Origin of the sequence: Rhodomicrobium sp. (assembly GCF_047605405.1) — a bacterium.
Lineage (GTDB): Bacteria > Pseudomonadota > Alphaproteobacteria > Rhizobiales > Rhodomicrobiaceae > Rhodomicrobium > Rhodomicrobium lacus.
Map to the genome: position 1 here is coordinate 1 of NZ_JASGFR010000057.1, position 16749 is coordinate 16749.

Below are 16749 nucleotides of genomic sequence, written 5' to 3' on the forward strand. Positions count from 1 at the left end.
TGTTCCCCGCCCACGCGGGGATGAACCGCTTTGGGGCTCCTTCACCTTGCCGCGGCTGTCGTGTTCCCCGCCCACGCGGGGATGAACCGCAGCCATAGACCACGATGCCTTTCTTGACTTTGTGTTCCCTGCCCACGCGGGGATGAACCGGCTAAATTACCCATGTCGGCGGCGTCGCCGCCATGTTCCCCGCCCACGCGGGGATGAACCGCGCGTCGAGCGCTTCATAAAGCTCCGGCGCGGGTGTTCCCCGCCCACGCGGGGATGAACCGGCGGAGCCGGTCAGCCGCGAGCTGACGCGAACGTGTTCCCCGCCCACGCGGGGACAAATGCATGGCATCGCAAACCGCCGCAAAGTGCCGCATGCCACCCGCCAAGGCATTCATTTAGTGTTCCGTCCAAAGAGATTTTTTTGATCCATTTTCGGCGGTCGGCACGCGCTGGCGCTGTTTCACACAGGAGGTTCGCATGCTGCTCGATGGCGCCAAGGCGATGCGGATTTCCCTGCTGATTGCGCTTGCGGCTTTCGGCTGGATCGCCGTCTACATCGAGTTCAACGAGGAGCTTCGGCGAAGGATCGGCGACGGTGCCCATGCGAGCGCCTTCCTCTCACTTTTCGTCGGGCTTACGGCGCTCATCACCGCGTTCTACTTTCGCCGTCTCGCAAAAATTCGCGCTGACCTCGCGCAGGGCAAACCCCTCGCTCGCTGGCGGGTGGCGCGCGGCAATTGGGATGCGTTCGCGCAGACGGAGGCGCGGGAAACCGAAGAAGGCCACCGCGCTACGCTCCTCATCATTCTCGGCTTCGCCGTCGCGATTCCGGCCGTGATGGCACTGATCCTTGGCGATGCGCAGATCTTCGCCGTCATCTCCCTTGGGATCATGGCGGTCGGCGGGATCGGTTTTCTCCTCGGCCGCAATGCTGCGAAAGCGCATCTGCGCTACCGCGACGGCGTCGTTTCGGTCGGCGAAGACGGCGTGCTCGTGAACGGCGTGGTTCACGGCTGGCGGCTTCCGGGTTCCGCCCTTGTCGGCGCCGAACTCGATGAGAGCGCGACGCCTGTCGTCCTCGCCATCACCTACGCCTTCTGGACGCGCGGCGGCCGACAATATGTGACGGTCCATGCGCCGGTTCCGTCCGAAGCGATCGGCGAAGCCCGCGCGACGGCAGACCGCCTCAAGGCAGACGCGGAAGGCCGTGCGCCCGAGCGGACGCCGTCGAAACAAACCGCAGGCTTTCTGGCGATGCTCGCCGCAGGTGCGCTCCTCGTGCAGGCGCTCCCCGCCGCCGCGCAAACGGGCGAGTGGCGGCGTTTCAAACTCGACGAGGCGAGCGTTGCCACCCCGCCCGGCTGGCGGGCCGAACTCACCGAAGAAGGCCGGACGGTGCAGGCTATCGAGCCGCGCGGAGGCCGGGAAGTCCGCGTCTGGTGGTGGTTTCCCGACGAGCCGCTGCTCGGCTATACCGATGAAATCGCGCATGACAAGATATCGGTCGCAGGCCAGCCCGCGCTTCGCGTCCATCACCGCTTCGAGGGGCGCGACACCATCACCGTCACAGTCGAAAAGCCGCGTAAGGATGGCAAGCGGCTGCACATCCTCTTCGAGGCACAGCGCCGCCTCGACATCAATGACGCCGCGCTTATCGGCTTGGTGACGCGGCTGACCCTCGCGGGAACAACGACGGCCAAGCCGCCGACGGACACGTCGGGCGCGGTCGATGTCTCGGGAGGCGACGACGGAGCCGCCGCCGAGCCTGAGCCCGAAGGGCCGGTGCAGCGCGCTGAACTCGGCAATATCGCCGCCGTCGTCAACGGCCCGCGCAAGAACACGGTGATCGCGATCAAGCGTCCGATCTTCGTCCGCAAGCTCGGCACCTACCACTGGAACAATGCGCGCGGCCGGATGCCGGGCGTCATCGCGCTTAACAGGCCCGATGGAACCGAAGTCGGCCGCTGGGCAGCGCGCGGCAAGCCCGGTCAGGGCGGCGTTCCTAACGCCTACTGGGAAGCTGACGTCAACCAGCGGCTCGACGAGGGCAGCTATGTGCTGACGACCTCCAGCAATGAGACATGGGCCACGAATGCGGGCGTGGGCTGGCGCGGCTTCTACAGCATGGACTATCAACTGCTGCGGCAGGAGCCGACACCAGAGCCGCTTTCCGGCGATGCACCGCCGGACGACCCGCAAACAAACGGCCCCGCGCCAGAGAAGATCGACGTGCCCGTCGCTCCGACAGCGGACGACGATCCCGCGCGGCCCATGAAGCCGGGCGAGACGCAGACTCTCGTTCTCTATCAGGGTGGCGAGGTGCTGCCGCCGTGGAGCGTATTTCAGGGACAGGGCGGGAGCTTCAAGGACCACGCTCGCATCGAAAGCGGTGCGCTTCGCGTGCGCGCGCCGGAAGGATCGGGCAACGGGCTGGTGGGCCTTTACAGCGAGGGCTCTCTTCTTTGGCTCGATTCCCTGCGGAACGGCGGCGAAGCCATGCTGACATTCGACTTCGACTCCTCGGAGACGACGGGCTTTATCATCGGTCTCAGCACACATCACAATCTCAATGGCAACGAGCCATCGAACCCTCGCTTCCTTCTCCATTGGCGCAGGACGGCAGACGGCAGGGGCAAGGCGACATTCATCCGCGACTATAACGCAACGCTGGAAAAGGAGGCGCCCGCGAAGGCGCCAAAAACCGTGCGCCTCGTCCTTTCCGAAGGAGGGGTGCGCGTGGATGGCGAGGGCCTTCCCGCCGACGTCACGCCATGGGGCGATCTTTCCGAGGCTCAAGGGTTTCGCATCTACGCCATCTCCCGCCCCGACAAGAATGGCGAACCGGTTTCGATGGCGCTGAAGCGCATCACGCTCACCCGCAAGGGCGGCGGCAAGCCAGCGGACGGGGAGAAGCCTGCGGCCGGCATCGCCCCGTTGCCGACCCAGGTTCTTTTCGACGGCAAGCCCGGCGCGCTGTGGCAGGCGGCCGGCCTTCATGCGGATCAGGAGGCGAAGTTCGTTGTCTTCCGCTCCGGCGCGATGATCGCCGACGTACCGGAAAAAGTAAACGATTGGGCGATGGCCGGGCTTCTGTCGACCGAGCCCGTTCTGCGCTTCAACGAGCGCATCGCCAAAACGCCCTACCGCTTGACCCTGATGGTCGATCCGCGCGCGACCACCGGCTTGCGGATCGTCTTCAGCGGCGACAAGGTGCAGGAGATGTGGGGCGGCATGGCGGGCGCCTTCCGCCTGATCCGCCGGACGCAAGGCGAGATGGCGGGCAAAACCCACCTTCAAATCCGTGCGAACGGCGGCCCTTACGCAGTCTGGGACCGCGCCGTCTCCTCGGCCTTCCTCGACAAGAGCTGGGACGGGCGCATCGTCCTCACCTTCGGCGACACATGGGCGACGGCGGAGCTTCCAGGCATTGTTGCGTTGCGCGGCACCGTGTTCAATCTTGGCCCGGGCGCGTCGAAATACATGACGATCTACTCCGAGCCGGAGAAGGAATACAAGCCGTCGCGGCTCGTCCTGAAGAGGATCGAGGGCGGCTGGGTCACGCCCGCTGGCATGACCGCGGCGGACCGTTGGACGCTCGTCGATGACGCCGCATTCGACAAGGATCGCTTCCTCAACGACCTCGCCGCCGATCTCGACGCACCGTCGCAACCGAATTGAGGGCCGCACGATGTCCCGTCTCGCCTCTGCATCCTTTCTTCGCGGCGCGGTGGCGCTGATCGTCTCGCTGCCGCTACTGCTGCTCGCGCCCACTTCCGCCGCCGCCTGGGACACTCAGCTCACGCGGGCGATCATGCAGGTCTATCTCGGCACGGCGAGCGAGGCGCAACTCGCGCTCGTCCGAGCGAACAACCACGTTATCAACAATATGGCGAGCACGGGCCATCTGCGAGACCACGTCTATCAGAAGGTGCAAGCCGATTTCGCGCGCTTCAATGCCGAGGTGGCGACGAACGCCGCCCGCAATAACGGACTCGACCTTAACGCCCAGAAGGCGACGAAAGCCGCGTCGCCCGGCACTGACAGCGATTTCATAACGTCGAGTAGCAGCGGCAAGATGGAGGTGACGCAGATCGAAGGCTCGATCCGCGATTACAACGCGGAGATGAACCGGCGGCTTGGCACGCAGAACGTCGATTATGCGAAGCGGCTCAACACGGATTTTATGGCCAATCCGAACCAGATGAGCGCGGATGACTTCGCCAAGGTTTCGAAGCTCAACAACGACGCGTACAAGAAGCAGGGCGCGGCGAGTTACGAAGCGAAGGTGCGCACGCCGGGCGAGACGGTCACGGCGAGCGAGATCGTCGACTACCAGAAGGACATGCGCGATCTGATCTCAAAGAAAAGCGGACAGATCAAAGATTTGCAGGGCAAGCTTTCCGACGCTCTCAAGGCCGATCCTTCCGGCATCAAGCCGGAGACGCGCAATCTCAAGGCCGAATTGCAGATCCGCCAGCAGCAGCAGGCGAAATATATCGAGCGCTTCACGGAGGCCACGCGCCTTACCGCCGAGACCTATGGGGTCGCGGCACCCGAGGGCTCGCCCATCGCGCACGAAGGGTCCGACCGCTCGCTGAAGCCCGGCGAGGGGCAGCTCGAATCCGACAAGCTGCGCGCGAACCAGAAGGGTGCCGCGAAATCTTCCTCGCTGGCCGACTACCAGACCGGAAAAGCGACAGGCGAAAGCGTTCGCGTGAATGTTGAGGCCAGCGGCAACATCGAGGCCCAGGCGGGGCGTATTCCGGATCGCGACCGGCTGATGACGAACGCCGCCGATCAACTGACTGATCTGCCGCCTTCCCAGCAAGGCGAAGTGATCGACGATGTCCGTCGGCGCTTCGGCGACGACGCGGCCCGCGAGCTTTCCGAACGCGCCCGCGCGGCGAACTCCGCGAAGGCCGCGACAGGACGAACCGAGGCTTTCAAAGCAAACGCAAAGGCTACCGCCGAAAAGATCGCGGTCGTATCGGCGGTCGCGGGGCTCGCCAACGAAGTCCGCGCCTGGATCAAGGGCGAAAAGTCCAATTGGGAAGCGGCCGAGACCGCCGCCGACATGGTGAGCCAGGGCCTTTACAACACGGGCAAGAACCTCGCGGGCTGGAAGGAGACCTACGACCTCAACAAGTCGGCCTTCACGAACGAGACGCAGGCGCGCATTTTCCGCATCGCCAAGGAACTGCACGACCGTGGCGTGGACCTTACCGAGGTGAAGCGCATCGTCGCGGACATGGAGAAGGGGTCCGAAGCGAGCCTCGACGGAAAGATCAAGGAACTCGCGGCAAAGGGTATCTCGTATACCAAACCGGTACCCGTAGAACGCACGACCTTTTCGGACCGAAGCTGGACGGATTACGCAAAGGAACAGGGCGGCGTCGCCGCCGACATCGTCAAGGGCATCTTCGTGGCACCCGTCAAGCTCGCGTGGGATACAGGCAAGGATCTCGGCGAACTCGTTCTCATCACGAGCGACATCTACAAGGCTCACAAGAACATCTCGGATGCCGATCTGGAAATCATCGAGCAGCAGAATGCGATCACCCGCACAAAATTCATCCGGCGGCTGACCGAAATGGGTGCCGATCCGCGTGAGGCCGAAGCGGCCGTGGATGCCTGGTTCGATGGCAAGACCGAGGGCATCGAGAAGCTGCGGCGTCTGCGCGACAAGCTGAGAGGCGACACCGATGCCTCGGCCGCCCCCGAGGCCGCGCCCGTCAGCCCCGAGGAGATCGCCAAGCGCCGCGCCCACATCATGGACCGGCTCGCAAAACTCAATCACACCAAGCTGAAAGCGGCCCTTGATGGCTTGGGGGTAGCGCCGCCGGTCGACTTCTATCACTGCCTGTGCAAGTCGGCTGGCTATGGTTCTTCTAGCACCGCGCAATATTATCATCCCGATACAATCGGCGAGTACAACCCGATGTATAGCTGCTCGCAGCCGGGAGATCCCTGCATCGTGTCCGGGTGGGGGTGTGGACGCTATCCGCTACCGAGCGATGCGAAGATCTGGTCGAGCTGCATCGCCGGAAACAGGGTGAACCCGACGCTCGGCGCGGACGGCAAGCCGGTGCCGGGCAGCGGCGCGCCGCTCGACGAGGCCATCGAACAGGCGCTCCGGCAAAGAAGTCGTCCCTGACCACATCGGCGTCGCTCATGGCCGCTTTTGGATGTAGAAGCCGCGCCCGAGTCTGCTCCCGACCCTGAAGACTCCGTTGCAAGGCGGAGCGTCGGCTCCGCCCGCCACCATTTGAATGTCGACCTGCTCGGAGATCGCAAGCGCGTCATCAACCTCGACGCCAAGATACCGGACCGTCCCTTGATCGAGCTTCTTACCAGACCCATTGCGCCGCGACGGTTGAACGCAAATGCCGAGCCGAAGGCGTTTATCCCCGATCGCCGAGTTCTTCCGAGTCGGGTCGAGAGCTGACCTGGGGACCGCAAGATGTATGAGCCGGTCAACCCTCGAAAGCGGACTTAGTCAATCCCAACTGGGTTGGGGGGTGGGTGTCGCGCTTAATCAGCGATGTTGCAGGAGCGACCCTGCGGACGGTGTCAATGCGAAATCCGTTCCATGTATCATGGCTGAGGAGTCACAATGGCAATGCCGTTCGATAAATGCTATGCGCGCCACCTAGGCAGCTGTGATGGTAAGTCGCGAGAACACTTCATCTCCAAGGCCATCTTGGAGACCCTTGCTCCGTTCGGCGTTCAGGGCTTCCCGTGGCTTAAGCCCGGCAAGGCGGGAACTGCATCACCGAGTTCGCTCGCATCCGCGATTCTGTGCAAACATCACAACAATTTCCTTAGTGACTTCGATGCAGAGGCCGCCAAGCTATTCGAACATCTAAGGCTGATCGACAGCAAACAGACGCCCAAAGAGTTGAGTTCACTCCCTTCCATCACCATCGACGGTGTTTTGTTTGAGAAGTGGTTGCTCAAAGTGTTGTGCGGAGCCATGGCGTCGGGAAACTTTCAAGTCGACGGCAAGTTCTTTGGAAAACTAGCCCCGAGCGAATATATGGTCGACATGCTTTTTCGGAATAACTCCTGGCCCAAAGGAGCCGGTCTGTTCATCGACTTCGAGCAGCGTCAGCGGATGGATGCATTTCGCGGTCTTGGTTATGACCCGGTCTTCGTCAAGACGACGGCAACCAATGCTATGATCTGCGGAATCGACATCCGCCTATGGGGGTTCCCATTTCGAGGCCTCTTCGTAACCTACGAAGATGGCGCCATCCGGCCTGGGTACAGGCCACCGAAGCTTGAAGTCGTGAATGGCTCCATCCGGAAAGAGATCCATTTCGAGTGGCCCCACGGAACGCCGCAGGACACATGGTCGATCTTAACGAGGGACGGCACAATTCCAGATTCGAGTTAGCTCAAATGAGCTGAGACAGCATATAATATTCTGTAGAAAGATAAGCCCGAGGAAGCTGCCCAGTCGTTGGTAGACGTAATTCGCGCGACACTGTTTAATGAGGTCGGTCTGAGACTGACAGAGCTCAGAGTCCGCTTTACCTCAAGGTGCGTTTTATAGTTCAAACCTTTTGAACATCCGCTCCCGGCCTTCAGTACGCATCACGCGATTGATAAGATATATTTCTCCCGCCTCCATGGGATTGTGATTGGTATTGGCACATCCCGGCGTGTTGAACCGCTGGATCAAATCTCTCTCTCAAGCGACACCCCTACCCGCGCATAACCGGGCGCGCCGTCGCCAAGAAGCACAAGCTTCCTGCTACCCTCGATCAGCGGCACCGCTGCTTTGCTCGTGTCGAACCACACTTCGACCGGCCTTCCGGCGGCCGCGAATCGCCACGGCGTCGTATCCTCCACATGAACGGTTGGCCTCGCCCCGAAATAACGGAAAACCGCGTCCCGGTTGGTGTCCGGCGCGCGAAGCAGAATTTCTGCGTCCTTCAGCGCAGCGAATCCGCCGCCGCCATCGGCTCGGTAGTTATTGGTCACCACCGCGAACTCGCGCGTCAGGTCGAGCGGCTGGCCTTCAAAGCGGACGTCAGCGATGCGGCCCGATGGCTTCGTCACGTCGATTGCGTAGGTGAGACCGGCGATCGCGTCGAAATTGTAGGATGGGATCCTGGTGTTTACGAGCGGCTGCCGTCCTTCCGCCGACGGGTCGATCGTGTTGAAAACCCGCGACGCCCATTCAAGCCAGGCGACGATCTGCGCTCCCGTCGCCTTCACCACGGTAACAGTATTGCTGGAGTAGATGTAGAGATCGGCGACGGCGCGCATCGGGACCGGGCCTGCCGGGATGTCGATGAAACTGTCGGGCGTATAGCCCACGCGATACGGCGCCGCCGCCGATAGCAGCGGCAACTCGCCGAAGCCGGCAGCGGCAAGGAGCGGCTTGGCGTAAGCGATCTGCGCGGCGTTCACCAGCGCGGTCGTCGGATCGTATCCCGCCCATACGAAATAGCTGTGAATCCGAGCGTCGAGCATGCCGGCGGGCTGCTCGATCCAGCCCAGCGTGCCCGCGTGCGCGGCTGCGATGGAGGCCGCTACCTCCGCATCTGCGGAGGTGAGTTCGTGAACCGTGCCGCCCTCCCGCCGATAGATCGGCCGGGCTTCTACATCGGCTTTCTCGACGACCCAGCGCTCGCCTTCGCGCCTGAGGTTGAGGTCGACAACGCCGAGATGGCTGCCCCAGAAACCCGGCATTACGGCCGGCACGCCGTGAAGCCGCCCCGCAACCGCGTCCACTTCGTCGGCGGCGCCGGCGTAGTCCTGTCCCGGAAAGACGCGATGGGCGTGCCCCATAAGGATCGCGTCGATACCAGGAACGGCTGCAAGATGAAGCGCGGCGTGTTCCTCGCCTTCCGTCCATGAGCCGGTTCCTATCCCCGAATGGCAGAGAGCGATAAGGAGATCGCATTTCGCGCGCAACTCGGGGACGAGGCGTCGGGCCGTCAGCACGATGTCGCCCGCCTCCACCTTGCCCTCAAGGCGCGCCTTGTCCCAGGACATGATCTGCGGCGGCAGGAAACTGATGACGCCGATGCGCAACGCGTGCTCCGCGCCTGCTTCGTCCTTGAAGACGCGCTTCAGGACGGTGTAGGGCGGAAGAAACGGTGCGCCATCGGCGCGAACGACATTTGCGCAGAGGAAGGCGAAAGGCGCATTTCGAACCGTCGCCTCCAGAAAATCGAGGCCGTAATTGAACTCGTGGTTGCCGAGGCCCGCCGCGTCATAGCCGAGCGCCGCCATCGTCGCGACGAGCGGATGCGGTTCGATGCCGGGCCGCTGCGCCGCGATGTAATCCGCGAGCGGGTTGCCCTGAAGAAAGTCTCCGTTGTCGAACAGCAGCGTGTTCGGGGCTTCGCGCCGCGCCGCGCGGATGAGGGTTGCAGCCCTTGTCAGGCCGACCGTCGGATCGGGCTTCGCGTGGTAGTAATCCCAATCCATCACGAACATGTGCAGATCGGAGGTTTCGAGCAGGCGAACGCGCATGCGCGGGCCGGAGTCCGCTGCGAGCGCGTCCGACAAGCCGAGGGTAGCGAGATAGGCCGCCGCGCCAAGGGCGGTGCGGCGGGTGATTTCGATGCTCAATCACGTCTCCTGCATTGCGGTTTGGGGTGCGACGCCGCGTTCGCCTTCAAGGCCATGGCGCGCCGCATTAAGCGCAATCCTCACCTCGGACTCGGGCAGCGAGTGACTGCCGAGGATGAGGCGTTTGAACTCGTCGTTCAGGTGCCCCTCGACGCGGTGCAGAAGGTTCAGCCCGAGCAGCGCGTAAAGCGCGGTGCCGATGCCGACAGCGGTTGCCAGAAGCGCGGCGGCGATGCCACGGCTGACGGCGGCAGGGTCCGAAATGCCGCCGGACGACAGCGCATTGAACGTGTCCATGATGCCGAGGATCGTGCCGAGAAGGCCGAGAAGCGGCGCAGCCGTCACGATGGTATCGAGCACCCACAGCCGCGCCTCGACCTTGCCGCTCACCTTGATGAAAAGGGTTGCCGAAAGATCTTCAAGCGCCTCGCGGGTCGCGCCGGGCGACCGAAGCGCTCCGACATAGGTCGCGAGGCTCCGCGTGAGCAGGTCTCGCGAGCGGAACGCGGTCGCGGGGAAGGGGCCGGAGCCGTGAACCGCGGCTCCGAGCTTTCTGGTGCGAAGGGCGAGCAGCCCGTAATAGACGAGCCGCTCGACCACCACGAAGGTGAGCACCACCACCGATCCGTAGAGGATGTTGATGCACACATCGTGGAAATATGCAGTGTCGATAGTCACTATTAAAGACCCGTGCTGAAGGTCACCAGGAACGAGGCGCCCTGGCCCATATAGTAGGTCGGAGCTGACGAAGTGATTGTGGAGCCGTTCACGCCGGTCGTTGTCTTGGCGTTGTTCTTGATACTGTAGACGCCGGTCAAATCATCCGTGTTGGCGATATTGTAGATATTGAGCTTGATTTCCGGACGCTTCAGCCAGCCGAAATTGTCGAACCGGTAGCCGATCATGGCGTCGACGCGGCCGAAGGATTTCATCTCTTCGTCATTCGTGAAGGTCGAATATTGTGAACCTATATACTTGAATGCTACGTTGCCGAAGATGTGGTCGTCATCGTAATCGATGCCGACGCCGACGGAGTAATTGGGCGCACCGGGAAGTTCGTTCCCTCTGGTGCGAAGCCAGTCACGCACCGTAGCCTTGCTTTTTGGATCCTTCGCATAGGCAATGGGATCGATGCCAGCCACTTCGATCTTGTTGTCTAACATTTCGGAATGAAGCAATTCACCCGAAACGTAGGGCCTGAAATTGTAGATGGGCCTTGTGCCGAACTCGGCGTTCACGCCGTATATTTCGACTTCACCGGCGTTCACCGTTACGCTCTGGGATGCAAGACTTGTATCAAGCGCGCTTGTTGACACTTGGAAGTTTTCGAAGTGGCTGAAAAAGCCAGTCACGGACGTCGCAAAGAGCGAGCCCTGATAACGATGGCCGATCTCGAAGGATTTGCCCCTCTCCGGCGGCACGTCGAGGGCCTGAATGATGTCACCAGCGGGAGCCAGCGTGTAATTCGGAGCCGAGCGGAAGGATGTCGCGAAATTCGCGAAAACCGTGTTGTTGGTATCCAGCTTGTAGCGCAAACCTGCGGTGGGAAGAATTTCGCTCTCGTTAAGCTTGTGTTCTGTTCCACCTGGGTTGTAGTTGTCCACGGTGCGATCGACCCAGACCTGCTTGGCGCCATAGAGGAGCGTCAGCTTGTCGGTCGCCTTCCAGGTATCGCCAAGGAAGACCATGTTGGTCATCGTGTCGGTTTGCCAGTTGCGATAGCTTCTTTGAAGATCCGCGCCAGAGCACGAAAACGTCTTCGTCTTGTCGGTCAGGAGGTTGCAGGTGGCTCCTGCCGAGCTCAGCGCGCCCGAGCCTGCGAAGGGGTCGGATACGGAACCATCGGCGTTCAAGGACACGAACGGCGCCCATTGCCGATGCATGGCGTACTCGAACCAATGACCGGCGACAAACTGGTGATCGCCATAGTCATAGGTAAACTTGTTGATCACGCCGGGGCGGTGCGTCTCGGTAATGGAAGGATTGTAGAAAAGAATCTTGTCCCCAACGGTGGTATTTCCGTTGAGATTATTGAATGTGATTTGCTGGTTACCCCAGGTGTAGGGGGTGCCCACGGTGAGCGACGCGGTGCCACCGCCGTTGCCGTAGCCGTACCAGTAATACGGGAGGGTATCGAACTTGAGATTTGACGTCAGCGTGAAGTTCGACGGTGCGCTCAGGATCAGGTTCTTGAAGGGGTTGACCTTGTAGTCATAGTAGTTTGCGGCGTTGTTCGCAGTCTGATCAAGAATACCTTTATCATTTCTGGTAAAGAACGAGGACGGTAGCGACGTTGCGTAACCCCAGCTGCTGTAGGGTTGTCCGGCCTGCGCTTTCGTGGGGTTTGCATAGAAATTGTTGGTAGCGTCGTTATAAATGGCGGCAAAGCGGATCGTATTGCCGGGCGACAATTCCCATTTCATCTTGAAATCGATGTGCTGGCGGTCGTCTTCGCCTGGGCCGATCCAGTGATCTTTCGTCAGCTTGGAATAACTGACATAGGCGCTGACGCCGTTGATCTCGCCGGATTCGACGCGGGTGAAAGCACGGAACAGCGAGTCCGAGCCGACGCTGAGGTCGACGAGAGCGCCCGCGTCCTTCGCCGGATCGCGCATGTAAATGTTGATTACGCCGCCAACTGCGCCGACATGCGGCGAGTCGAGGTCCGGCGAGCCTTGTGCGATGGAGACCTGCTGAATGTTTTCCGCGTCGACATATTCCTGCGGATAGAGGGCGTAGTTACCGGAATCGTTCACCGGCATGCCTTCGATCGTCAGGCCGACATGGTCCGAGTTCATGCCGCGCAGGCGGATGTTGCCGCCGTTGAGGCCGGTGTTGTCGACGCTCGACTGGATGACGCCCGGAAGGAGGTTGATCATCTGATACGGGTTCGCGGTCGGCGACTGCTTGTCGATGGCGTCACGCGTCACGGTGGAGCGCGTCTTCGTCGCCTGTTCGAGGATCATGTAACCGCCGCCGATGTCCTGGCGCGTCACGCCGCCGGGCGTAACCTTGACTTCGGTCGCGGTGCCTGCGCCGCCCTGAGCTGCCACGGCCGCGGTTTGCTGGAGAAGCGCGCCGTAGTCGGTCGGCGAGGACGTGAGGCCCGGCTGCGCCAGCGCAACGGCTGGACGCTTCGCAGGCTCGGTCGCGTAAACCGTGCCGAAGCTCGCCTGAGGCTCGGCCGCGCGCGCCGTCGGCTGCAACGGCTGCGGCTGCTGATTGGCCTGCGCCGGCTCGGCGGGTGCCTGCGGCGCCGATGTAGATTGAGCAAAAGCGACGGTTGAAAGCGCCGTGCTGAAGAGTAACGTGGCGCTAACGCCACGCAGGATGGTACCACGCATAATATTCCCCCAGTGCCCTATTAAAACTCAGTACGCTATGCTGCCCGATAGGATGCTGGACTCACTTTTTGCCCCACATCCCGACTTCAAGACGCTTGCCTTCGCCGCCTCGTCCAAAATGGACGAACCGGAACTCTTGACGATGAGTACATTTTCAATCGCCCCGGACTGAACATGTACTTCGAGAACTACAGTGCCATGCGGTTTAAGCTTCCTGGCCTCCTTCGATGACGGATAACGCGCGCTTTTCTGAAGGCAGGTGCGGAAGGCTGATGCCTCCTTTTCGCGCGTAGCCTCGCGTTTTTGCTCCGCAGCCGCCGCGAGACCGTCCTCGTCCACCAGTGGCGAAGGGGGAGCGGTTGGAGCCTCTTCCTGTTCTGCGACAGCCGGCTTTTCTGCCTCCGGCGCTTCCTCGGGTGCCGGAGGAGGCGGGGGAGGGGGCGGAGGAGTGACTTCTTCCGGCGGCTTCACCTCCTCCGTGGGAGGCATCGGAGCCGCGCTGTCCTCTTTCGGTTGTTCCTTGGGCGTCTCGGTTAACGCCTCCAGAGCGATTTCGACCGGTGGCCCCGATGGCCCCGGCTGGCTCGGCAGTGTCGGACGCGAATGAGCCACGAGCGCACCCAGAAAGGCGACCGTCACAAGCGCCGAGGCATTGCTGATTATGTCGCTTCGCTCGCCCATCCATCGTTACCTCGGCCGAGCGACGATCTGCGCGCTCGCGACACCGGCGAGCTTCAGAGCGTCGAGGACACTGACGATATTCTGAAGCTGCGCGCCTTCGTCGCCGGCGATAATCACCACGAGCTTTTTGTTCGGATCTTCGAGAGCGCGCAGACGGTCGGGCAGGTCTGCGATCTCGATCTGCTGTCCATCGAGGAATATCTTCCCGTCGCGGTCAATTCCGACCATCGTCTTCTGCCGTTCCACGACCTGATCGGGCGAAGCCGAACTCGGCGGCTTTATTTTCAAGCCGAGCGCGGGAAGCACGTTTATGCTGATAAGAACGAAGAAAACCAAAAGAAACATCATCACATCGATCATCGGAATGATCTCGATGCGTGCATGCTGACGCCGTTTTTCTGGCCAGTTTCTCATGCCCATGCCGGATGTACCGGCTCCCACCTTCGCCCGGCTTCAAAACAGCCTGAGAGGCATGACAGAGGTGTGAATGATTTTTAAAAGCGCTGTGACGTGGCGGAATTGCCATAGGGCGTTTGTCGAAGAACTCGCAGCTTGACACTGGAGGAGGCCTCGGCATGCTTGTCGACTGATCACTGAAAGCGCCAAGCATCAACGCTGGCCCACACCACAAGCGGCGTTCGTGAGCACGGGTAAAGCCGCGCCGCTAATGCCGCTTGCCTCAGCATTTGTTTCGTAGCTGGGTAAATGATCCATGTTGAGATGATTGTCAGTTCGGCAATACCCCAGAAGAAGACCGAGGTAGTTAACCTGCGCACTTCCGCAGCCGGCCTTCAGTGCGCATCAAGCGAAGGAGAACTGAAAAATACATTTCTCGACCACGGCTTCGACAGGCCAGTCGTTTATGTAGCGCATCTCCGTAATGCAACTGGTTGTCAGACGTTGCTTCCATACGCCCGATACTTCCATTTACCCGGCTCGCGCATCATCCTGAGTAACTTCGTCCCGGTTTGATCCTGAATGGCGTTAAACACACTTTTCGCATTCGAATCGCTTATTTTTTCTTCAAGAAGAACTTCGGTAATTGCTCAGGTGCATTGAGAGCAACGTCCCCCTTCTTTGACAACAGCCTGAATCCCGTTTCGTGCTTCCAGGCGATGTGCTTGGTCGCGTAGAAAACCTTAAGCATATATCAATCACATTGAGTTGTTCCCGATTGAAAAAGGCTGAAGCACCAAGTAGGGGCAGTTCATCCACATACGTGATCCGCAGAGGAATGAATTCTGACGCTAAGAGCAACTCGACGTCGAAGGTCGCCCCGATACATATACCTTTGCAGGAGTCAGCGTAGTGAGCCCACATGAGAGGATCGTCGTTGCGCCTCGACAATGATAAGACTCCGAAATACCGGCCAACAGCTTGATTTCGGTCATAGGCTTCCCTCAGGTCGACCTCGAGGCGATCCCTTAACTCATTGTTGGTGTCCAGTTCTAACCCTTCGGTAATTTGTTGCGTCGACAGGCCCTGTTGGCGGAAGAAATGTATCAAAGCAATGATGTAAAGCACGCGATCCGCGCTAGGCGAACTTAGGAAGTCTTGCATAAACCGCTCGGTCGCAGGAATGCCCTCCCACCCGCCATGCTTCATGATCTCATCAATAACGCGGGCGCGACAAAATCTATCTTGAACCTATTTTCGAAATGCTCCTCTAGGCTCAGGACTCATTGTTCAGGTAACCAGAAGATGACGGTTGCAGCGATGAGTATGGCGGAAAAGAAGGTGTGGGCGCATCGGTCGTATCGTGTCGCGATGCGGCGCCAGTCTTTCAGTTTTGCAAACAGGTTTTCGATCCTGTGTCGCTCGCGGTAGAGCGCCCTGTCGTAGGGGTAAGGCCGCTTGCGGCTTCTGGACGACGGGATGCAAGGCGAGATGCCCTTGTCTTCAAGGGCTTGCCGGAACCATGCGCTGTCATAGCCCTTGTCGGCGATCAGCGCGCACGCATCCGGCAGGGCGTCGAGCACCAGCGCCGCGCCCTTGTGGTCGCTCAACTGCTCCTCGGTGAGAAGCAGGACGAGCGGCCGGCCTTTCTCGTCGCAGACCGCGTGCAGCTTCGAGTTCAGGCCGCCTTTCGTTCGTCCGATAAAGCGGGGTAAAGCCCCTTTTTGAGCAGGCTCGCCGCCGTGCGGTGTGTCTTGAGGTGGGTCGCGTCGATCATGATGCGCTCTGGCCTGGGTCCCTCTCCGGCAAGGCTCGCGAAGATGCGGTCGAACACGCCGAGCCTGCTCCAGCGGATGAAGCGGTTGTAAAGGGTCTTGTGCGGGCCATACGCCTTCGGCGCATCTTTCCACTGAAGGCCGTGCTTGATGACGTAAACGATGCCGCTCACCACACGGCGGTCGTCGACGCGCGGCACCCATGCGACAGCGGAAAAAACGGCGATATCCGCGCCATCTGGCGCTCGCTCAGTAAAAACAGTTCGCTCATCGAATCAAAACCTCCTCCTCCCGGGAAAGGCTTTGAATCACATCTTAATGGAAATTAATAGGTCCTGAGCCTAGACGTTTTCTAGCGCCTCGCGACGCTTTCGTTCTAGCACTTTTCTAGCATCATTCTGATCTCGGCGGTTATTCCTTCTAGCAAAATGCTAGAAGGAACGGCACCCGAACTGCTAGAACGAAGTTGGCGAAAGGTGCTAGAAAAGGCAGCGGACTTCGATCCCAGAATGCCACCTGAAAATACGGTCGACCATCGGCGCGACCCACCAGCGAAGACGGATTTCATCGGGACGGGCCGCCTTCCGAATGCGATCTTGAGTTGTGATCGGTCCCCATGAGCTGGCCTCCGGCACCCAATCTACTTCGGCAAGCCTGCTGCCCGCAGGCTTGCCGAAGCCGGATGCACGTCGCACGAAATCATGTCGGTGAGCGGTCACGAGACGCCGAGGGAAGTGGAGCGCTACGCGAAAGCCGCCAATCGCGCGTGGCTCGCCGACAGCGCGATTTACGCCCTTCAAGAAGCGCAGAAGGGCGATGGAGCGTCGCAAAAGCGAAAACTCGGATTGGCTAACAGGCTCGGAAACGTTAGCCAGAGTTCGACTTTAGGGCCTGATTTTGCGAAGGAACAAAACACGGATTGGCGGAGAGGGTGGGATTCGAACCCACGGTACGGTTGCCCGTACTCCGGTTTT

8 protein-coding genes, 1 pseudogene and 1 CRISPR repeat array are annotated in these 16749 nt (G+C 60.7%); of the genes and pseudogenes, 3 read left to right on the plus strand and 6 right to left on the minus strand.

Annotation, left to right across the window (positions count from 1 at the left end; all coding sequences use genetic code 11):
• A CRISPR array of direct repeats spans positions 1-273; the repeat unit is 29 nt; unit sequence TGTTCCCCGCCCACGCGGGGATGAACCGC.
• A gap of 195 nt (positions 274-468) precedes the next feature.
• From QM659_RS16000 to QM659_RS16010, 3 genes are all read left to right on the plus strand, one after another.
• A complete protein-coding gene (locus QM659_RS16000) occupies positions 469-3669 on the plus strand; it encodes a hypothetical protein (protein WP_415189188.1) in 3201 nt (1066 codons plus the stop codon).
• Positions 3670-3679: 10 nt separating this feature from the next.
• Positions 3680-6145, plus strand: coding sequence for a hypothetical protein (locus QM659_RS16005; RefSeq protein WP_415189189.1), 2466 nt, complete (start codon positions 3680-3682; stop codon positions 6143-6145).
• A gap of 459 nt (positions 6146-6604) precedes the next feature.
• Entirely contained in the window at positions 6605-7387 is a 783-nt protein-coding gene (locus tag QM659_RS16010) for a hypothetical protein (protein ID WP_415189190.1), read from the plus strand.
• A 284-nt stretch (positions 7388-7671) separates the two neighbouring features.
• On the opposite strand, the gene QM659_RS16015 is transcribed toward QM659_RS16010, so the two are convergent.
• From QM659_RS16015 to QM659_RS16040, 6 genes and pseudogenes are all read right to left on the minus strand, one after another.
• A complete protein-coding gene (locus QM659_RS16015; RefSeq protein WP_415189191.1) occupies positions 7672-9579 on the minus strand; it encodes a bifunctional 2',3'-cyclic-nucleotide 2'-phosphodiesterase/3'-nucleotidase in 1908 nt (635 codons plus the stop codon).
• Positions 9580-10257 (minus strand): MotA/TolQ/ExbB proton channel family protein, encoded by a 678-nt coding sequence (locus tag QM659_RS16020; RefSeq protein ID WP_415189192.1) that lies wholly within the window; start codon positions 10255-10257, stop codon positions 9580-9582.
• A gap of 2 nt (positions 10258-10259) precedes the next feature.
• Complete coding sequence (locus tag QM659_RS16025; RefSeq protein ID WP_415189193.1) at positions 10260-12923, minus strand: TonB-dependent receptor; 2664 nt, start codon at positions 12921-12923, stop codon at positions 10260-10262.
• A gap of 27 nt (positions 12924-12950) precedes the next feature.
• A complete protein-coding gene (locus QM659_RS16030; RefSeq protein WP_415189195.1) occupies positions 12951-13535 on the minus strand; it encodes an energy transducer TonB in 585 nt (194 codons plus the stop codon).
• Positions 13536-13610: 75 nt separating this feature from the next.
• Positions 13611-14024, minus strand: coding sequence for an ExbD/TolR family protein (locus tag QM659_RS16035; RefSeq protein WP_415189194.1), 414 nt, complete (start codon positions 14022-14024; stop codon positions 13611-13613).
• Positions 14025-15283: 1259 nt separating this feature from the next.
• Positions 15284-16046, minus strand: a pseudogene (locus QM659_RS16040) (IS5 family transposase).
• Positions 16047-16749: the final 703 nt, after the last annotated feature.